Source organism: Pseudomonas sp. LFS044 (assembly GCF_047978245.1).
In the GTDB taxonomy this organism is placed as follows: Bacteria; Pseudomonadota; Gammaproteobacteria; order Pseudomonadales; family Pseudomonadaceae; genus Aquipseudomonas.
In genome coordinates, this window is record NZ_JBFPFX010000016.1 from 122,995 (window position 1) to 141,188 (window position 18,194).

General features: G+C 61.6%; 19 protein-coding genes. 8 read left to right on the forward strand and 11 right to left on the reverse strand.

Annotation, left to right across the window (positions count from 1 at the left end):
* Nucleotides 1-77 precede the first annotated feature (77 nt).
* From creC to ACNQPL_RS15555, 3 genes are all read right to left on the reverse strand, one after another.
* Complete coding sequence (gene creC / locus ACNQPL_RS15545; protein ID WP_416467190.1) at nt 78-1,511, reverse strand: two-component system sensor histidine kinase CreC; 1,434 nt, start codon at nt 1,509-1,511, stop codon at nt 78-80.
* The gene (creB, locus tag ACNQPL_RS15550; RefSeq protein WP_346613594.1) at nt 1,511-2,191 is read right to left on the reverse strand and encodes a two-component system response regulator CreB; all 681 of its coding nucleotides are present in this window, start codon (nt 2,189-2,191) and stop codon (nt 1,511-1,513) included. Before creB ends, creC begins: the two co-directional genes overlap by 1 nt.
* A gap of 107 nt (nt 2,192-2,298) precedes the next feature.
* A complete protein-coding gene (locus ACNQPL_RS15555; protein WP_346613593.1) occupies nt 2,299-2,799 on the reverse strand; it encodes an ATP-dependent zinc protease in 501 nt (166 codons plus the stop codon).
* Nucleotides 2,800-2,981: 182 nt separating this feature from the next.
* On the opposite strand from ACNQPL_RS15555, the gene ACNQPL_RS15560 reads away from it, so the two are divergent.
* Both ACNQPL_RS15560 and ACNQPL_RS15565 read left to right on the forward strand, forming a co-directional pair.
* On the forward strand, nt 2,982-3,869 hold the full coding sequence (locus tag ACNQPL_RS15560; RefSeq protein ID WP_346613592.1) for an acyltransferase: 888 nt from the start codon (nt 2,982-2,984) through the stop codon (nt 3,867-3,869).
* A gap of 267 nt (nt 3,870-4,136) precedes the next feature.
* Nucleotides 4,137-5,486 (forward strand): APC family permease, encoded by a 1,350-nt coding sequence (locus ACNQPL_RS15565; protein ID WP_416467191.1) that lies wholly within the window; start codon nt 4,137-4,139, stop codon nt 5,484-5,486.
* A gap of 139 nt (nt 5,487-5,625) precedes the next feature.
* Here the strand turns inward: ACNQPL_RS15565 and ACNQPL_RS15570 are convergent, their stop codons facing one another.
* Complete coding sequence (locus tag ACNQPL_RS15570; RefSeq protein WP_346613590.1) at nt 5,626-6,201, reverse strand: DUF2780 domain-containing protein; 576 nt, start codon at nt 6,199-6,201, stop codon at nt 5,626-5,628.
* A 220-nt stretch (nt 6,202-6,421) separates the two neighbouring features.
* On the opposite strand from ACNQPL_RS15570, the gene ACNQPL_RS15575 reads away from it, so the two are divergent.
* The 4 genes from ACNQPL_RS15575 to ACNQPL_RS15590 all read left to right on the forward strand — a co-directional run bounded on the left by ACNQPL_RS15575 (nt 6,422) and on the right by ACNQPL_RS15590 (nt 8,684).
* The gene (locus ACNQPL_RS15575) at nt 6,422-7,165 is read left to right on the forward strand and encodes an RHS repeat-associated core domain-containing protein (protein WP_416467192.1); all 744 of its coding nucleotides are present in this window, start codon (nt 6,422-6,424) and stop codon (nt 7,163-7,165) included.
* 456 nt (nt 7,166-7,621) lie between these two features.
* Complete coding sequence (locus ACNQPL_RS15580) at nt 7,622-7,864, forward strand: hypothetical protein (protein ID WP_416467193.1); 243 nt, start codon at nt 7,622-7,624, stop codon at nt 7,862-7,864.
* Between the two features lie 155 nt (nt 7,865-8,019).
* Nucleotides 8,020-8,283 (forward strand): DUF3077 domain-containing protein, encoded by a 264-nt coding sequence (locus tag ACNQPL_RS15585; protein WP_054903620.1) that lies wholly within the window; start codon nt 8,020-8,022, stop codon nt 8,281-8,283.
* Between the two features lie 173 nt (nt 8,284-8,456).
* Complete coding sequence (locus tag ACNQPL_RS15590; protein ID WP_346613587.1) at nt 8,457-8,684, forward strand: hypothetical protein; 228 nt, start codon at nt 8,457-8,459, stop codon at nt 8,682-8,684.
* 24 nt (nt 8,685-8,708) lie between these two features.
* Here ACNQPL_RS15590 and fdhA read toward each other — a convergent pair whose 3' ends face one another.
* Together fdhA and ACNQPL_RS15600 are read right to left on the reverse strand one after the other, a co-directional pair.
* Complete coding sequence (fdhA, locus tag ACNQPL_RS15595) at nt 8,709-9,908, reverse strand: formaldehyde dehydrogenase, glutathione-independent (protein ID WP_346613586.1); 1,200 nt, start codon at nt 9,906-9,908, stop codon at nt 8,709-8,711.
* Between the two features lie 371 nt (nt 9,909-10,279).
* A complete protein-coding gene (locus ACNQPL_RS15600; protein ID WP_238342123.1) occupies nt 10,280-10,483 on the reverse strand; it encodes a hypothetical protein in 204 nt (67 codons plus the stop codon).
* Here ACNQPL_RS15600 and ACNQPL_RS15605 point away from each other — a divergent pair.
* Both ACNQPL_RS15605 and ACNQPL_RS15610 read left to right on the forward strand, forming a co-directional pair.
* Nucleotides 10,454-11,263 carry an RHS repeat-associated core domain-containing protein gene (locus tag ACNQPL_RS15605; protein WP_416467199.1) on the forward strand — a complete coding sequence of 270 codons (810 nt, stop codon included), beginning with the start codon at nt 10,454-10,456 and terminating at the stop codon, nt 11,261-11,263. The genes ACNQPL_RS15600 and ACNQPL_RS15605 overlap by 30 nt on opposite strands.
* A gap of 182 nt (nt 11,264-11,445) precedes the next feature.
* Nucleotides 11,446-11,796: a hypothetical protein gene (locus ACNQPL_RS15610; protein WP_132842946.1), complete on the forward strand. Its 351-nt coding sequence runs from the start codon at nt 11,446-11,448 to the stop codon at nt 11,794-11,796.
* 31 nt (nt 11,797-11,827) lie between these two features.
* Here the strand turns inward: ACNQPL_RS15610 and purU are convergent, their stop codons facing one another.
* From purU to ACNQPL_RS15635, 5 genes are all read right to left on the reverse strand, one after another.
* Complete coding sequence (gene purU / locus ACNQPL_RS15615; protein WP_346613585.1) at nt 11,828-12,685, reverse strand: formyltetrahydrofolate deformylase; 858 nt, start codon at nt 12,683-12,685, stop codon at nt 11,828-11,830.
* A gap of 12 nt (nt 12,686-12,697) precedes the next feature.
* On the reverse strand, nt 12,698-13,330 hold the full coding sequence (locus ACNQPL_RS15620; RefSeq protein WP_346613584.1) for a sarcosine oxidase subunit gamma: 633 nt from the start codon (nt 13,328-13,330) through the stop codon (nt 12,698-12,700).
* A gap of 243 nt (nt 13,331-13,573) precedes the next feature.
* Nucleotides 13,574-16,591: a sarcosine oxidase subunit alpha gene (locus tag ACNQPL_RS15625; protein ID WP_416467194.1), complete on the reverse strand. Its 3,018-nt coding sequence runs from the start codon at nt 16,589-16,591 to the stop codon at nt 13,574-13,576.
* The gene (locus tag ACNQPL_RS15630; protein ID WP_274100462.1) at nt 16,588-16,923 is read right to left on the reverse strand and encodes a sarcosine oxidase subunit delta; all 336 of its coding nucleotides are present in this window, start codon (nt 16,921-16,923) and stop codon (nt 16,588-16,590) included. The genes ACNQPL_RS15625 and ACNQPL_RS15630 overlap by 4 nt, the downstream gene beginning before the upstream one ends.
* 14 nt (nt 16,924-16,937) lie before the next feature.
* The gene (locus ACNQPL_RS15635) at nt 16,938-18,188 is read right to left on the reverse strand and encodes a sarcosine oxidase subunit beta family protein (protein WP_346613582.1); all 1,251 of its coding nucleotides are present in this window, start codon (nt 18,186-18,188) and stop codon (nt 16,938-16,940) included.
* Nucleotides 18,189-18,194 lie beyond the last annotated feature (6 nt).

The window sequence follows — 18,194 nt, forward strand, 5'->3', positions numbered from 1 at the left end:
GGTGTTTTTGCGGTGCGCCGCAGCCCGTGTGGGAGCCGGCTTGCCGGCGATGGGCTGCGCAGCGGCCCGCAAGGATTTCAGCTGATACGCCGCTCCGGCAGCCACAGCCTTACCCGCACCCCGCCATCGACATTGTTCACCGCCAGCGCCCCGCCGTGCAGTTGCATCACCTCGGCCACGAAATTAAGCCCCAACCCCGTGCTCTTGCGCCCGCTCGCTGGACGCGGCAGCGAGTAGAAGCGCTCGGCGACGCGCCCGATGGCGTAAGCCGGTATCGCCTCGCCCTGGTTGAACACACTCAGCGCAACGCGCTCGCCATCGCGCTCCAGCTCGAACAACAGCGCACCACCGGGCGGGGTGAAATCCAGCGCGTTGTCGAGCAGGTTGGCCAGCGCCTGGCGCATCAGGAACGGGTCGCACAGCAGCCACAACCCGGCCGGCACCCGCTGGCGCACCTGCAAGCCACCCGCATCGATCCGCGCCGCATGCGCCAGCAACAGCTCATCTACCAACGCTGCCAAGGCCACTTGCTGCTCATCCTCCAGCGCCTGCATCTGCTCGACCCGAGCCAGATTGAGCAAACGTTCGATCATCTGCTGCAAGCGCTCGCTTTCGCGTTCGATGTTGCCGGCAAACCGCGCCCGCTGCTCGTCAGGCATGTCGCCCTGCAGCAGCTCGGAGGCACCGCGAATGGCCGCCAGCGGGCTCTTCAGTTCATGGGTGAGGGTGTGCACGTAGCGCTCGACATACGCCTTGCCCTCCAGCTGGGTGCGCATGCGCTCCACCGCATTGGCCAGATGCGCCAACTCGCCGCCCTTGTAGTGCGGCAGCGCTGCGCGCTCGCCCTCGCTGACCGCCTGCGCGTACCGCGCCAGCTTGCGCAGCGAGCGCGCCAGCCACCAGGACAACGCCGCGCCAATCAACAGGCCCATGCCGATCAACCCCAACCCCAAGCCAAGCAGGCGCTGCTCGGAACGGTCGATATAAGGCTGCAGCGAACTGTTGGGCTTGGCCACGGTGACCACGCCGATGATCTTGCCATCGTCGAGAATGGGCGCCGCCACGTGCATCACCGAGGTGTTTTCATCCTCCTCGACACTGCGTGTGGAACGGGCACCGTACTGGCCCCGCAGGGTCAGGTAGACGTCATTCCAGCGCGAATAATCCTTGCCCAAGGCCTCGCCGCTGGAGTCCAGCAGCACGATGCCATGGGCATCGGTCACGTAGATGCGGTGGCTGACCTGGTTCTTCGCCAGGCCCCAGATCTGCGCGCCCGGGCTGCGCACGCCATAGGCCTTGAGCACCTCCGGCAAACGGCTCTGCGCCAGGGTGCCGGCCTTGACGTCGTCGCGCAGGATCTCCGCCAACAGGTTGGCGGTGTCTACCAGCGTTTCTTCGGACGACTGGCGCACCACCGGGCGAATCTGCTCACGCACCGTGTTCAGCAGGAAGTAACCCGCCAGCCCGACGAACAGGAAGTACACAAGAAAAATCCGTATGCCCAGGCGCATCAGGCCTGTTCCGGGCTATAGCTGTAGCCCAGGCCGCGGTGAGTCTGGATGGGCTCGGCATCGGCGGCCACCTGGCGCAGCTTGGCGCGCAGGCTCTTGATATGGCTGTCGATGGTGCGGTCGTAGCCAGCGTCCGATGCCACGCCAAGGGCATCGAGCAGCTGCTCGCGGCTGAACACCCGCTGCGGTTGCTCCAGCAGGCATTGCAGCAAACGGAATTCGTGGCGGGTCAGGGCCAGTGGCTGGCTGCGGTAGCTGATCTGCATGCGCCGGGTGTCGAGCTGGAACAGTGGCGTTTCACCCAAAGGCTCGGCACGGGGCGCCATGCGCTTGAGGATGGCCCGCACCCGGGCGGCCACCTCGCGAGGGCTGAAGGGCTTGACCACGTAATCGTCAGCGCCGATTTCCAGGCCTACCACGCGGTCGATCTCACCGTCGCGGGCGCTCAGGAACATCACCGGTACTTCGCTGAAGCGGCGCAGTTGGCGGCAGGTTTCGAAACCGCTGATGTCCGGCAGGCCGATGTCGAGAATGACCAGGTCGGCGGGGCGCAGGCGTTGCTGGTCGAGGGCCGCGCTGCCCAGGGTCACCCACTCGGTGCTGTGGCCGTCGGCTTGCAGGGCGTAGACCAGGGTGTCGGCGATGGCGGCTTCGTCTTCGACGATGAGAATGTGGGGCATCTGAGCGGCAAGCCTCAAGCTGCGAGCTTCAAGTAAAAGCGGATCGCGTGAACTTACACTGATCTGATGGTACTTGCAGCTTGCGGCTTCAAGCTTGCGGCTGCTGCTCAGCAGTCAGGCTTGCCTGCGGTAAAGCGCTTGGCCGGGTTTACCGCGGCCTTGAATTCACGCAGGGCCTTGGCACCCACCAGCAGCGGGTAGTTGAAGCTGCTGCGGTCCACCAGGTTCACTTCCACCGTGCGCTTCACGTCGCCCAGGCACAGCTCGAGGTCGACCACGGGCCGGCGTGAAAGCTCGGGCGCATCACCCTCATCTTCTTCATCGGCGCGGTTCTTGATCTTGCTGATGCGCGAAACCTTGTGCTCGTAGACTTTGCCGTCCGCGTCCTTGGTCGCCAGGCGGAAGCGCACCCAATCATCGCCATCGCGGGTAAAACGCTCGATGTCCTTGGCCGACAGCGACGCGGTATAGGCGCCGGTGTCCATCTTGGCCTTCAGGGTTTCGCCAAGCTCGGGCAGGGCAATGTTCTCGTAGCGGCCGTACAGCGTGGGTTCTGCGGCCATTACCGGCAGCGCCAACAGCGACAACAGGGCAAGCATCGGTTTCACAGGCAGGCTTCCTTGAGGGTGGTGAGTGCTTAGACTGTGCAAGCAGCATAGGTTCGCTGTCACAAGGGTAATCAACACACTGTGAAACATTTGTCTCGGCCGCTGGGCATTGGACATTTGGCGTAGGCGGCGGCGCTGCTTATCATTGCCGCCCGTTTATTACCCACAACAAGAGTTTCCCTATGCGTCACCTGCTTACCGGCATTCTTACGACCACCCTGCTGCTGATCAACACGGTGGTGATGATCTGCCCGCTGCTGGTCTTCGCCCTGCTCAAACTGGTGTTGCCGGGCCGGTGGCGTGACTACGCCTCCGCTGCCGTAATGTGGGTCGCCGAAGCCTGGTCGGAAATCGACAAGGCCATTTTTGCCTTGTGTATCCCAACCCAATGGGACATCCGCGGCGTCGAGAACCTGCGCAAGGACACTTCGTACCTGGCCGTGAGCAACCACCAGACCTGGGTGGACATTCCCGCGCTGATCGAGAGCCTCAACCGTCGCACGCCGTTCTTCAAGTTCTTCCTCAAAAAGGAGCTGATCTGGGTGCCGCTGCTGGGCCTGGCCTGGTGGGGGCTGGATTACCCGTTCATGAAGCGCTACAGCAAGGCGTTTCTGGAAAAGCACCCCGAGCTCAAGGGCAAGGACCTGGAAATCACCAAAGCGGCCTGTGAACTGTTCAAGCGCCAGCCGGTGACTGTGGTGAATTACCTTGAAGGCACCCGCTTTACCGAAGCCAAGCGCCAGGAGCAGCAATCGCCTTACCGCTACCTGCTCAAGCCCAAGGCCGGGGGTGTGGCTTTTGTACTGGCGGCGTTGGGTGAACAGCTGGATGCGTTGCTGGACGTGACCATCGTCTACCCCGGCGACAAGGCACCCGGGTTCTGGGATTTGCTTGATGGCAGCATTAGCCGGGTGATTATCGACATTCAGGTGCGTGAGCTGGACCCGGCGTTGTGGGGTGGGGATTACGAAAGTGACCCTGCGTTCCGGCAGACGGTGCAGGCTTGGGTGAATCAGTTGTGGCTGGAGAAGGACCAGCGAATAGAGAAACTCCGGGCGGAGATTGGCTGAATCTGCGCCGCCTGATCGGGCCTCATCGCGGGCAAGCCCGCGCCTACAAGGACACCACAAACCTGTAGGAGCGGGCTTGCCCGCGCCTACAAGGACACCACAAACCTGTAGGAGCGGGCTTGCCCGCGATGAGGCCGGCAAAGACACTGCACAACCACCATTAAAAGCCAGGCTAATAATCGGCATTAGAATTACTTCTTTGTCATCATCCGCCCTAGCGGATAAAAATCGATCAAAGCACAACTACAAAAAAGCCTGGATCGATCAATGGCCAACCAACCTAGCTCCGCCCCGCCCCAGCTTCGCCGCGTCCTGGGCCTGCCCGCCCTGGTATTCTTCGGCCTGGTCTACATGGTCCCGCTGACCATCTTTACCACCTACGGCATCGTCACCGAACTCACCGGCGGCCGCACCGCTGGCGCCTACCTGGTCACGCTGGTGGCCATGCTGTTTACCGCTGCGTCCTACAGTTTCATGGTCAAACGCTTCCCGGTCGCGGGCTCGGCGTACTCCTACAGCAACATGGCGTTCGGCCAGAACATAGGCTTCCTGGCGGGCTGGTCATTGCTGCTCGACTACCTGTTCCTGCCGATGATCAACTACTTGCTCATCGGCCTGTTCCTCAACATCGCCTTCCCAGCCGTTCCCGCCTGGGCCTTCGTGCTCGCTTCCATCGCGCTGGTGACCGTGCTCAACGTGGTTGGCATCAACTCGGTGGCCAAGACCAGCAATTTGATCGTCGGGGCGCAGATCGTCTTCATCGGCGTGTTCGTCGCGCTGTCGTGGCAGGGCTTGGGCAACGGCCAGCTGGACTGGCTGGCGCCGCTGAGCGGTGATGGCAGCGCCCCCGGCTTCGGCCCACTGATGGCAGGCGCGGCGGTACTGTGCCTGTCGTTCCTGGGTTTCGATGCTGTGTCCACCCTGGCCGAGGAAAGCCGCAACGCCCGCCGCGACGTGCCCCGGGCGATCATCCTCACCACGCTGTTCGCCGGCCTCCTGTTCACCGTACTGGCTTACGTGAGCCAGCTGGTTCTGCCGGGCAGCACCTTCGCTAATGCCGATGCGGCCGCCAACGAGGTAATGCTGAAGGCGGGCGGGCAGTTCCTGGCCAACTTCTTCACTGCCGCCTATGTGGCCGGCAGCCTCGGCTCGGCCCTGGCGTCCCAGGCAGCGGTGTCGCGCATCCTCTACACCATGGGCCGTGACCGGGTGCTGCCGCAGCGTACCTTCGGCCACCTTTCGCCACGCCTTGGCACACCGGTGTACGCCATCTTGCTGGTGTCGGCGTTCTCGTTGCTGGCGTTGGTGATCGACCTGGCCACCCTCGCCTCGCTGATCAGCTTTGGCGCGTTGGTGGCGTTCTCGGCGGTGAACCTGGCAGTGGTGAAAACCCACCTGATGGATGACAACGCGCAGCGTAACCTCAAGGGCCTGCTGTGCTATGGCGCGGTGCCGCTGGTGGGGTTGAGCCTGACCTTGTGGCTGTGGACCAGCCTGTCGGCGCTGACCTTGGTGATTGGCCTGTGCTGGTTCGCGCTGGGGCTTGCGTACCTGGCGGTACTGACTGCCGGCTTCCGTCGCCCGGTTAGCTTGGTGGACTTCTCCGAAGCCGCCTGACTGGGAATACGTGCTGGCTGCACCGGCCTCATCGCCGGCAAGCCGGCTCCTACAGGTTAACCGCGGCACTTGAAGTCGGTGATTACCCTGTGGGAGCCGGCTTGCCGGCGATAGGGCCAGCAGCGGCCCTGCATGCCCTTCAGACCGAAGGCTGAGCCAACGGCGCCGGCGTAGTCCACAAACTACCCAGGTTCTGCAACAACGACCCGGCAATCCCCTGCTGCCCCAGGTACTGCAGAATCAACGGCGCGAACTGCCCGATCATGCCGGTATCCATCCCCAACGCCTTGAACGCACTGTCCAGGTCGCTGCGGTTCTCAACGTCATTGCCCAGCGCATTGCTCAACGCCGACTGGCTTTCGCTGTTCTTGCCCAGCATTTCACCCAGCCCGCTCAACCCGCCCAGCGCATTGGCGCCCGACAGCAGGTCCAGCCCAGGCACGGCTTTGGTCAACTGGCCGTAATCGTCAGCGCTCAGGTTATTGCGCGCCAGCCCCAACATCGCCCCTGCCCCGCCCACGGCCTGCTCCGGGGTGATCTTAAGTTCGCTGCCCAGTGTATTGAGCAAATTGGCCTGCGCCTCGGGCGCCTGCACTTGGCCCTGCTGCTTCTGGTTCTGCATGGCCGACACGGCGTTGGCGGCATCGCTGAGGTTGAAGGCGAACACCGGGCTTGCGGCCAGGGTCATCAGGGTTGCCAGGGTGAATGCTTTCATTGGGGGACCTCGTGGGCCGGGATGGCCTGGGAAACGAGCAATTTGACTGGCGTTTCAAGCTATTGTTCCAAGCTGCTTGTCGGGACGCTCTGGCAGCCATGATCAGTAGCGAACACCTGTCATTTTTGCCAGTAGCTACATGCGATAGGCATCGAGATACTCAGGGGAGCCAGAATAATCGGCGCGACAACGCGCTCCGCCTGATGGAGATGAGAATTGTATGAACAGAGGCGAAAAACATGTTTATACCGTCTATGGGTTTTCCGCTACGGCCCAGCGAGCACGGACTGCGCTTGGTTTCAATGGCGAGCACCTACTAGCGCATACGTCACTCTATATTCTCGGCTCTGGCTACAGAGCCTTCAACCCCAGCCTGCTTCGCTTTTACAGCGCTGACAGCTTGAGCCCGTTTGGCGAGGGGGGAATAAACACCTACGCCTATTGTTCAGGCGACCCCGTGAATCAAATCGATCCGACTGGGCACGCCTCCTTCCTGTACTCATTCCTGCGCTCAGCAAAATTTTTTCCGAAAATTCAATTACCTAGGCGTGGTCCGGAACTCAAGTTGCCGACGCAGCCCACAACATTAGCGCCCAAGCATTTTAGTAAAGCAAGGCTACAGGACATGAGTTATTCCGAGAATCAATATTTGTTCAGAATATCAAAATCGGAATTGAACGATGCCAAGCGTGCCATTATGAGTGCTTCCAGTGAGGCGACTGCAGCCACTGCTACCAAACGCTTTATTTCGCTGGAAAACCGCCACCATCAGATAGCTGAAGGGCTCAACACAAAGATCACCAGCCGCCATGCAAACGTTATTCAGCAGATGACCGAGCAAAATCTGTACAGGCCGAAAATGAAGATGAGGTTTAATTCAGAGTTGCTCCACTTGATCCGCGACGGAATGGATCTGGAGATCCTTAACGCTTATGACATGAGAACCATTAGGCCTCCTTACTAGGAGCGCAAGCACATACATGCTCAACAGCTGGCTTGGACAGACTGTCTTCGTCAACCACATGGCTTTGCCTCCTGTACCCAGAGGGCAGCATGTTTGCTTGGCGAGATCCTACTATGCGTTAACTAGGCCGAGCATAAGAAACCCAACCTGAGGTTCTACTGGGTTTCAGTTTTTTCCGCTTACGTGTAGGACGTTTCTGAATTACAGTCCCAAGCCGCTTAAGCCATTGCGATGATCTGGGCTGGGCTCTAGTCTCGGGCGGTCGCTGCGAAATCAGCGACCGGCTTTGACAGGCCGCCTTGGTATGAATCACATGGCTCGCCTTTATGGCAGCTGTGCATGGGGCACTTCGTGTGCGCCGGGTTTTGGTTCACCTACCGGTCTGTCAACCCCTGTACAGCTGCCACCAATTGTTTGACAGCAGATGGTGATGGCCCTCATTCAAGGTGTTCCATCATGCTTAAGATTGTCCCCGATCCACCCCACACCTCCCATTCCCTCGAAGACACCCTCATCCAGGCCACGGACTACGCGCTGTGCGCCCAAACCGTCGCGCAGCAGGCGGTTCTGCTGCAGCCCAAATCGCCGGTTTCGATCCTGATGATGGCCACGATGCACGAACTTGAAGCGCTGCGGGTGTTGCTTGAGGCGGCGTTGATCCAGGTGCAGATGCCGGTGGAGCCGCGAATGCGGCACTAAGGCTCGAGCCATTTGTTGGCGGGTCTGGCCTCATCGCGGGTAAACCCGCTCCTACACGTGCAGCGCATGGCAACGGCCAGCGCAGAGCCTGTAGGAGCGGGTTCACCCGCGATGAGGCCCGACCAGCCAGTAGAGAACTTTCAGGGGATAGAACAATGACAACCGAAGACACCAAAACCACCGTGGGCAAAACCTTCTTCTTTCAAGCCGAAGGCCACACTCAACCGCTGTTCTGCATCGCCCCCGGCATTCCGTGCCAAAGCGCTCGCGAACAGGCTTCGGAACTGATGGGCTATGTACGAGACATGACCCTCACCGGCGTGATGGAAGGCGATCAGCAACTGATCTGGGCTTCCCACTACCTGAGCGCAATGGCCAAGGCGCTGCTGGATGATGCCGAGCTGGGGATGATGCGCTGAGTAAGAGGTTTGCAGGGCTGGCCTCATCGCGGGCAAGCCCGCTCCTACAGGTTATGAACAATCACTGAGAGAGGCTGTAAAACTGTTATTTCTGCCAGTATGAAAATCTCTGCGGTCATTCAGAATGGGCGTGTAGCAGACCATTTGAATCCAGTGCGACAGGGACTTGAATCATGGCTAAAGCAGCGAATCGAACGCTATTCTTCTATCAAGGCAACCAGCTCGTTTCCGTGCAGGACGGTGACCAGCATCTCGCCATTTTCCGCAACGATGCGTTACCGCTGGCAGAGCTGAGTACAGACCCGACGATAGGCAGCGCTTTGCTGGCCACCGATACCCCAGGATCGGTACTCGCGGTGCAAAACGCAAACGTGCAAGCAGAAGAAAGCCCCTCAGCATGAGGGGCTTTTCATTACATCAGGGCATCAAGCCGCGCCCCACATCTTGTGCGGGTCGATCACGAATTTCTTCGGCACGCCTGCATCGAACTCGCCGTACCCTTCCGGCGCCTGATCCAGGTTGATCACCTGCACACCCACCACCTCAGCAATGTTGATCCGGTCCCACATGATCGCCTGCATCAGCTGGCGGTTGTACTTCATGGTCGGGGTCTGGCCGGTGTGGAAGCTGTGCGACTTGGCCCAGCCCAGGCCAAAGCGAATGCTCAGGGCGCCGATCTTGGCGGCGGCATCGACCGCGCCTGGGTCTTCGGTCACGTACAGGCCCGGGATGCCGATGCTGCCAGCAACGCGGGTCACCTGCATCAGTGAGTTCAGCACGGTGGCTGGGGCTTCGTGCTTGGCACCTTCGTGGCCATGGCCGCGGGCTTCGAAGCCGACAGCATCCACGGCGCAGTCCACTTCAGGCTCGCCAAGGATGTCGATGATCTGCTCATGCAGCGGGGTGTCCTTGGACAAGTCGACGACTTCGAAGCCCTGGGACTTGGCGTGGGCCAGGCGGGCCGGGTTGAGGTCGCCGACGATCACACAGGCGGCGCCCAGCAGGCGGGCGGAGGCAGCCGCAGCCAGCCCGACCGGGCCGGCGCCAGCTACATAAACGGTGCTGCCTGGGCCTACGCCCGCAGTCACGGCACCGTGGTAGCCCGTCGGCAGAATGTCGGACAGGCAGGTCAGGTCACGGATCTTTTCCATGGCCTTGTCGCGGTCCGGCAGTTTCAGCAGGTTGAAGTCGGCATACGGCACCAGCACATATTCGGCCTGGCCACCGGTCCAGTCGCCCATGTCGACATAGCCATAGGCACCACCGGCGCGGGCCGGGTTGACGGTGAGGCAGACACCGGTGTGCATCTCTTTGCACGAGCGGCAGCGGCCGCAGGCAACGTTGAACGGTACCGACACCAGGTCGCCGATTTTCAGGCGTTCTACATCGCGCCCCAGTTCGACGATTTCACCGGTAATTTCGTGGCCCAGTACCAGGCCGACTTGGGCAGTGGTGCGGCCACGGACCATGTGCTGGTCGGAGCCGCAGATGTTGGTGGAGACCACCTTCAGGATGACGCCGTGTTCGATTTTCTTGCCGCGCGGGTCCTGCATTTTCGGGTAGTCGATGTGTTGCACTTCGACCTTGCCGGCGCCGAGATATACCACTCCACGATTGCCAGACATGCTCTTACCTCGCTTGATTTTTATTTATGCAGCGGTGGTTGAACGCGCCGCCATCCATGGGCGGCTTGTGTTACTGGAATGCAGGGAATTGTGGGCCTGATGGGCGATGTCGCAGTGACTGGAAGCGACAGGGAGATACCTTTTTACGGCAGGCCCAAAGGGGTGGGCCCAATCGCCGGCAAGCCGGCTCCCACAGGTACACCACCGGCCTCCCAAGGGCGCAAGCGAATGCCCCGGCGGCACCTGTTACTTTTGCCAGTTTCATTAATCTGGCGACTGTTCAAAACTGAAAAAGATTCGCGGCCAGCGCCTGTAGATAACCCACCCGATACTCGACGTACAGCACTCAAGGATCCGAAGCCATGAGCGTGTCATTGAGCAACACCCAGTTTTTCTACCAAGGCGACAAGCTGATCACCGTCAAACACGGCGACCAGCACCGCGCTATCTTCCGCAATGCCGCGATGCCGCTGGCCGAGGTGCAGGCCGGCGAAGCTTCCAGCGCCGGGCTGCTGGCAACGGACGACAAAGGGTCTGTGCTGCAGGTGAATAGCAAAGAGGAAGAGCAGACTCACGCCTATTCAAGTTACGGCCATGCCCCCACCTTGCCTTCTCCCCTGACGCTGCTTGGGTTCAATGGCGAGCGTTATGACCACGCTATTACAGGGTCATTGTTAGGCAATGGTTACCGCCGCTTCAACTCGACACTCATGCGCTTTTGCGCGCCTGATAGCTGGGGCCCTTTTTCAGTGGGAGGACTGAACACTTACTGTTATTGCCTAGGTGACCCCGTCAACCACGTCGACCCGTCAGGCCATATCAGCCTGCCCATGCTGGCTAAAGCCATTATCAAATTTCTTGGACTCCGCCATCGCCCATTGCCTTTCACCGGTACCAACGGAAGGATGTTCATGGGTTCATCCCTACCTCGGCCATCTCGGCAGGTAGCGGCCGTCGCGCCAAGCCCAAGGCCAGTGACAGCCCCCCACTCAAGCATTCAGACACCACAGCAAGCGCTACCGGCGCCCGCTCTCATAGAGACACCGAGCATGGTCCCAGCTGGGGTGAACGCTTCTCCTCCTTGGCCCACGGGCGCAACTAATGGTCGTTTGCTCCACGACTTGCCTTCTGTGCGTCACAATCGATCGGCTTCGCTAGCACGCGTTCTGCCACGTCGTCAGCCAGGCACTGTGCCTAGAGCGCGCCACTATTCTTCCGACTCCTCGTTGTCAACAGACGCTTCAACAGACTCCACACCGACGGGCAGTCGCGCTGCCAGTCCCGCCCTCTCCTACTTGGAGCAACGTGCACGGGGTTTGAGAAGTAGCGCTTACCACAGCCGACGGTTCGATTAATGAAGTGCAAAAAAAACCCCCATCTGAGGGTTTTTTTTGCGCGTGGCCGGTGACTGGATGCGACAAAAAGATGCCATTTAGCGGCAGCGCTTCATCACATCACCTGGCAATTCTGCCAGTAGCCAAAGGCTCGGCCCGAAACCTAGCATTGGCTTACTGTCAAACCTACAGGAGCGTTAGTGATGAGTGAATTCAAATCAGATATCGAGAAGAAGATCGCACTGGCCACGATGAGCGTCGACGATGAAATCGTTTTCGCTGGGGCGCCTGGTCCGACCCGGGTCACCCGCAAAAGCTGGCGAGAAAACACCTCGCAGATGCTGAAGGTCACCGTATTCACTGAAGGTGGCCCTGGCTATGCGGATTCGGCTTTCCAATTCAGCAAAGCGCAAGCGGAGTCGTACATGAAAGTCGGCGACACTTACACTCAAGAGACTGATGACGGCGATGTGGACTACCGCATCATCAGCAAGACCTGGACCTTCGTCGATGGCGGCACCCTGAAGGTTCAGATCGGCTACGAGAAAGAATAATAGGGTCGTCCGTACCTGACGACCCTAGTGTTCACAGCACCACGGTGCGGTTGGCGTTCAGAAACACCCGCCGCTCGATGTGATACCCCACAGCCCGCGCCAGGGTCAGGCATTCGATATCCCGCCCCTTGGCAATCAGGTCTTCCGGATAGTGGCTGTGGTCCACCACCTCGACGCCCTGGGCAATGATCGGCCCTTCGTCGAGGTCGTTGTTGATGTAGTGCGCCGTGGCGCCAACCATCTTCACGCCCTTGTTGTACGCCTGGTGGTAAGGCTTGGCGCCCTTGAAGCCCGGCAACAGCGAGTGGTGAATGTTGATCGCCCAACCATCCAGGCGCCGGCACAGCTCGGGCGACAGCACCTGCATGTAACGGGCGAGGATAACCAGCTCGGCACCCGTCTCCTCGATCACCTGCAGCACCTTGCGCTCCTGCCCCGCCTTGTCGTTGGGGTCGAGGGCGAAGTGGTAGTAGGGGATCTTGTGCCAGTGCGCCAGGGGTTCCAGGTCGGGGTGGTTGGACACCACCGCAACCACGTCCATGCCCAGCTGGCCGATGCGCTGGCGGTACAGCAGATCGTTCAGGCAGTGGTCGGCCTTGGACACCATGATCACCACCTTGGGGCGGTGGTTGGGCGCAGTCAGCTCGAAGGCCATGCCGAACGCTTCACTGCGCTCGGCGAGGCCGGCGCGGAAGCTGGCCTCGTCGAAATCGTCCGGCTGGCGGAACTCCACGCGAATGAAGAAGCGCCCCGACTGCCGGTCATCGAAGGAGTGGTGCTCCGTCACGTAGCAGCGCTGCTCGAAGAGGAAACGCGTCACCACGTCGACGGTGCCGAGCATGCTCGGGCAGTCGGCGGTGAGAATCCAGGTATCCGGTGCCCGACTCATGTTCTGCTCTCCTTAAGCTTCGATGCTCAGGCCGTATTCAGCCGAAGCGTCCTGCAGCCACAGCCACCAGTAGTCGGCGAAGCTGCGGCGAATCACCAGCTCCCAGGTGTCTTCGGCGGTGCGGCGGATCACCAGTTGCGACTTGGCGAACACGGTGCCGACGGCCTTGCCCACCGGGAAGTTGTTCGGGTGCACATCATAGCTGGTGGATTTCATCAGCACTTCGCGCACGTTCGGGCCGCGCAGCTCCAGCAGGCTTTGCCCGCCGCTGACGTTGACCACCTGGATGTGCTGGCCTTCGAGGGCCGCGCGCAGCTTTTGCTCGACGGCGAACTCCTGGCCGCCAGGCACGATCAGCAGCCACTCATCCGGGCCCAGCCACTGCAGCGACATCTCGTTGTTGGCGACCACAGTCAGGGCTACCGGCAGCTCCAGGCCCAGGGCCTTGTGCACGCCTGCGGCGAATTCCGGGTTGTGGCCGTCGCCACGCAGGGTCAGGTGACCGAGGAATTTCTTCTCGCGCAGGGTCACGCCTGCGTTCTTGCGGCCTTTACCAACCAGGCTGGCCAGGTCGGCGTGGTGCAGTGGCGACTGGGCCTTGGCTTCGGCGCCGGGGTTTTGCTGGAAGACGTTGATAGCGCTCATTTGTTACCTGCCTTGAATTCTTGGTGGTCGATACGACGCAGCTTGCAGGGTGTGTTTACCGGCCTCATCGCCGGCAAGCCGGCTCCCACAGGGACCGCACCTACCTTCAGATCTGCATCGATCCTGTGGGAGACATCTGCTTGGCCTCATTGCTGGCACAGCATCAGCCTTCAGAACTGCATCGAACCTGTGGGAGCCGGCTTGCCGGCGAGAGGGCCAGCCGGCTCACCACAGGGCCCGGAGTCAAACGTTCTGCCGCTCACCCTTCGGATCGAAGAACACCGAAGACACGATTTCGGCCTCGATCACGCTGCCATCGGCCTGCGGCGAGTAAACACGCTCGCCCATGCGCTTGAGGCCGCCCTTGACCACACCCATGGCGAACGAATAGCCCAGGGAGTTGGAGGCGTAGCTGGAGGTGACGTGGCCAACCATGTCCATCGGGATTGGCTGTTTCGGGTCGAACACCAGCTGGGCGCCTTCCGGCAGCCACTTGGTCGGGTCCACAGGCTTGAGGCCCACCAGCTGCTTGCGGTTATCGCGCAGGCAGTCTTCGCGGTTCATGCCACGCAGGCCGATCCACGAGAATGGCTTGTTGCGGCCCACGCACCAGCTCATGTTCAGGTCGTCGGGGTTCATCGAGCCGTCAGTGTCCTGGCCGACGATGATGAAGCCCTTCTCGGCACGCAGTACGTGCATGGTCTCGGTGCCGTATGGGGTCAGGTTGAACTGCTTGCCGGCCTCGATGACTTTTTCCAGCACGCCCATGGCGTAGTTGGCTTGAACGTTGATTTCGTACGACAGTTCACCGGTGAACGAAATACGGAACACACGGGCCGGCACGCCGCCGACAGTGCCTTCCTTCCAGGTCATGAACGGGAAGGCTTCCTTGTCCAGGTCGATGTCGTCGGTCAGCTCGCTGAGCAGCTTGCGGCTGTTGGGGCCGGACAGGGTCAAGGTGGCCCAGTGGTCGGTGACGGAGGTGAAGTACACCTTCATTTCCGGCCATTCGGTCTGGTGGTACAGCTCGAGCCACTGCAGCACGCGCGCGGCGCCGCCGGTGGTGGTGGTCATGTAGAAGTGGTTGTCGCCGACGCACGCGGTCACGCCGTCGTCGAAGACCATGCCGTCTTCCTTGCACATCAGGCCGTAGCGGGCCTTGCCCACGTCAAGCTTGGTCCAGGCGTTGCTGTAGATGCGGTTGAGGAACTCGCGCGCGTCCGGGCCCTGGATGTCGATCTTGCCCAGGGTCGAGGCGTCCAGCAGGCCCACGCTGTCGCGCACGGCCTTGCATTCGCGGGCCACAGCGGTGTGGATGTCTTCACCGGCTTTCGGGAAGTACCACGGGCGCTTCCACTGGCCGACGTCTTCGAACTCGGCGCCGTTCTTCACGTGCCAGGCATGCAGAGCAGTGAAGCGCACAGGCTCGAACAGGTGCCCACAGTGGCGGCCCGCTACCGCGCCGAAGGTCACCGGCGTGTAGTTGGGGCGGAACATGGTGGTGCCCATTTCCGGGATGGTGATGCCGATCGAACGGGCGGCAATGGCCAGGCCGTTGATATTGCCCAGCTTGCCCTGGTCGGTACCGAAGCCCAGCGCGGTGTAGCGCTTGACGTGCTCGACCGACTCGAAGCCTTCACGGGTGGCCAGTTCGATACCAGCGGCGGTCACGTCGTTCTGCTGGTCGACAAACTGCTTCGGCCCTTTGCTGCCTTTGTCGTGCGGCACCTGGAACAGCGCTACGGTGGCCTCTTCCTTGCGCGCAACGGTCTTTGGCAGGGTGCCAACGGTGGCCTTGAAACCGGCTTCGGTGGCTGCGCGTGCGCCGCCTTCGAAACCATCGGCAATCACGTCACCCAGGGCATACACACCGTGGATGCCGCCGACGCACTCGCGCTTTTGCGGGGCATCACCCGGCACGAAGCCAAGAATGTCATCACGCCATACCGGGCGGCCGCCCAGGTGCGAAGCCAGGTGCACGATTGGGCTGTAGCCACCGGAAGTGGCGATCAGGTCGCACTCAAGGGTTTCGCCTGGGCTGGTCACCTTGTGTGCCTGTACATCGATGGCCGCCACGCGGGCGCCGGTGACGTGCTTGCTACCTTTGGCCTCGACCACGGCGCTGGAGGTGAGGATGCGAATGCCTTTGGCACGCGCCTCTTCAACCAGCGAACCACGCGGGTTGTGGCGGGCGTCGGCGATGGCGACCACCTGCAGGCCAGCGTCGTGCCAGTCCAGCGCGGCGCGGTAGGCGTGGTCGTTGTTGGTCGACAGCACCAGCTTGCGGCCAGGTGCCACGCCGTAGCGGCGCACATAGGTAGAGACAGCGCCGGCCAGCATGTTGCCCGGCACATCGTTGTTGCCGTACACCAGCGGGCGCTCGTGGGCACCAGCGGCCAGCACCACGCGTTTGGCGCGCACACGGTGCACGCGGTGACGCACCTGGCCGATCGGGGCACGGTCGCCCAGGTGGTCGGTGAGGCGCTCGTGAATGGTCAGGAAGTTGTGGTCGTGGTAACCGTTGACCGTGGCGCGTGGCAGCAGGGTCACTTCCGGCAGGCTTTCCAGCTCCTTGACCACGGCATTCACCCAGTCGGCGGCCGGCTTGCCGTCGAGGGTTTCGCGGCTGTCGAGCAGGCTGCCACCGAACTCTTCCTGTTCGTCGGCAAGGATCACCCGCGCACCGCTGCGTGCAGCGGCCAGCGCGGCAGCCAGGCCGGCAGGGCCGGCGCCGACGATCAGCACGTCGCAGTGCTGGTTCATGTAGTCGTAGCTGTCCGGGTCGTTCTGCAGCGGCGCACGGCCAAGGCCTGCCGCTTTACGGATGTACTTCTCGTAAGTCATCCAGAACGATTTGGGGTACATGAAGGTTTTGTAGTAGAAGCCCGGCGGCATCATGCTGCCGCCGACCTTGCCGAGGATGCCCATGACGTCGTTGTTGACGTTCGGCCAGCCGTTGGTGCTGGTCGCCACCAGGCCTGCGTACAGCGCCTGCTGGGTGGCACGCACGTTGGGGATCTGGGTGGCTTCGCTGGAGCCGATCTGCAGGATGGCATTCGGCTCTTCGGTACCGGCGGCGATGATGCCGCGCGGGCGCGAGTACTTGAAGCTGCGGCCGACGATGTCGACGCCGTTGGCCAGCAGCGCGGCAGCCAGGCTGTCACCGGCATAACCCTGGTAGGTCTTGCCGTTGAAGGTGAAGTTCAGGACCTTGCTGCGGTCGATACGGCCGCCGCTGGCGAGGCGATAGGTCTGGCTCATACTTTTTCCCCTTGGCCTTTGACGGTCGACGGTGCGCTGCTCTGCTTGCCGTTGGCGGTCACCTGCGGCTTCTCGCCAATCTTGTAGGTTTCCAGAATTTCGTAGGTCACGGTGTCGCGGGTAACGTTGAAGTACTGACGGCAGCCGGCAACGTGGTCCCACAGTTCATGGTGAATACCGCGCGGGTTGTCACGGAAGAACATGTAGGTCCCCCACTCCTCGTCGGAGCAGGCGGCAGGGTCCAGCGGGCGGGCGATGTGCGCCTGGCCAGAGGCGTGGAACTCTTCTTCGGAGCGCAGCTCGCCGCAGTGGGGACAGAAAATATGCAACATGACGGTGTCTCCGGTTAGTGGGCGACGGCGGCGGCGCCGTGTTCGTCGATCAGTGCGCCGTTGTAGAAACGGTCCATGGAGAACGGCGCAGCCAGCGGGTGCATCTCGCCTTTGGCCAGGCTGGCGGCGAAGACGTTGCCCGAGCCCGGGGTGGCCTTGAAGCCGCCGGTGCCCCAGCCGCAGTTGAAGAACATGTTCTTGACCGGGGTCTTGGAGATGATCGGGCAGGCGTCCGGCGAGGTGTCGACGATGCCACCCCACTGGCGGTTCATGCGTACGCGCGAGAGGTTGGGGAACATCTCGACGATCGCCTGCAGGGTGTGCTCGATCACCGGGTACGAACCACGCTGGCCGTAGCCGACCCAGCCGTCGATACCGGCACCGATCACCAGGTCGCCCTTGTCGGACTGGCTGATGTAGCCGTGTACGGCGTTGGACATGATCACGCTGTCGATGATCGGCTTGATCGGCTCGGACACCAGGGCTTGCAGCGGGTGCGATTCCAGCGGCAGGCGGAAGCCGGCCAGCTTGGCCATGTGCCCGGAGTTGCCCGCAGTGACCACACCGACGCGCTTGGCACCAATGAAGCCCTTGTTGGTTTCAACACCGATGACCGCGCCGTTTTCCTTGCGAAAACCAATCACTTCGGTCTGCTGGATCAGGTCCACGCCCAAGGCGTCTGCGGCACGGGCGTAGCCCCAGGCCACGGCGTCGTGACGGGCCACGCCACCACGGCGCTGAACGGTCGCGCCGAGCACCGGGTAACGGGCGTTCTTCGAGCAGTCCAGGTACGGGATTTCGGCCGCAACCTGGGCAGTGTTGAGCAGCTCGCCATCGACGCCGTTCAGCCGGTTGGCGCTGACCCGGCGCTCGGAGTCACGGATGTCCTGCAGGGTGTGGCACAGGTTGTAGACGCCGCGTTGGGAAAACATCACGTTGTAGTTGATGTCCTGGGACAAGCCCTCCCACAGCTTCATGGCGTGTTCGTACAGGTGCGCCGACTCGTCCCACAGGTAGTTGGAACGCACGATGGTGGTGTTACGGGCAGTGTTGCCGCCGCCCAGGTAACCCTTCTCGATGACCGCGACGTTGGTGATGCCGTGTTCCTTGGCCAGGTAGTAAGCCGTGGCCAGGCCATGGCCGCCACCGCCAACGATGACCACGTCGTAGACCTTTTTAGGGGTCGGCGTGCGCCACATGCGCTGCCAGTTTTCGTGGTGGCTGAGGGAGTGTTTGAAGAGGCCGAAGCCCGAGTAGCGTTGCATGGTCGT

Coding starts and splice junctions, on each gene's coding strand:
- ACNQPL_RS15635 (WP_346613582.1), bottom strand. CDS start 18,188: ATGCAACGCTACTCGGGCTTCGGCCTCTTCAAACACTCCCTCAGCCAC.
- ACNQPL_RS15565 (WP_416467191.1), top strand. CDS start 4,137: ATGGCCAACCAACCTAGCTCCGCCCCGCCCCAGCTTCGCCGCGTCCTG.
- ACNQPL_RS15630 (WP_274100462.1), bottom strand. CDS start 16,923: ATGTTGCATATTTTCTGTCCCCACTGCGGCGAGCTGCGCTCCGAAGAA.
- ACNQPL_RS15570 (WP_346613590.1), bottom strand. CDS start 6,201: ATGAAAGCATTCACCCTGGCAACCCTGATGACCCTGGCCGCAAGCCCG.
- ACNQPL_RS15560 (WP_346613592.1), top strand. CDS start 2,982: ATGCGTCACCTGCTTACCGGCATTCTTACGACCACCCTGCTGCTGATC.
- ACNQPL_RS15610 (WP_132842946.1), top strand. CDS start 11,446: ATGAGTGAATTCAAATCAGATATCGAGAAGAAGATCGCACTGGCCACG.
- purU (WP_346613585.1), bottom strand. CDS start 12,685: ATGAGTCGGGCACCGGATACCTGGATTCTCACCGCCGACTGCCCGAGC.
- ACNQPL_RS15575 (WP_416467192.1), top strand. CDS start 6,422: ATGAACAGAGGCGAAAAACATGTTTATACCGTCTATGGGTTTTCCGCT.
- ACNQPL_RS15625 (WP_416467194.1), bottom strand. CDS start 16,591: ATGAGCCAGACCTATCGCCTCGCCAGCGGCGGCCGTATCGACCGCAGC.
- fdhA (WP_346613586.1), bottom strand. CDS start 9,908: ATGTCTGGCAATCGTGGAGTGGTATATCTCGGCGCCGGCAAGGTCGAA.
- creC (WP_416467190.1), bottom strand. CDS start 1,511: ATGCGCCTGGGCATACGGATTTTTCTTGTGTACTTCCTGTTCGTCGGG.
- creB (WP_346613594.1), bottom strand. CDS start 2,191: ATGCCCCACATTCTCATCGTCGAAGACGAAGCCGCCATCGCCGACACC.
- ACNQPL_RS15590 (WP_346613587.1), top strand. CDS start 8,457: ATGGCTAAAGCAGCGAATCGAACGCTATTCTTCTATCAAGGCAACCAG.
- ACNQPL_RS15585 (WP_054903620.1), top strand. CDS start 8,020: ATGACAACCGAAGACACCAAAACCACCGTGGGCAAAACCTTCTTCTTT.
- ACNQPL_RS15620 (WP_346613584.1), bottom strand. CDS start 13,330: ATGAGCGCTATCAACGTCTTCCAGCAAAACCCCGGCGCCGAAGCCAAG.
- ACNQPL_RS15580 (WP_416467193.1), top strand. CDS start 7,622: ATGCTTAAGATTGTCCCCGATCCACCCCACACCTCCCATTCCCTCGAA.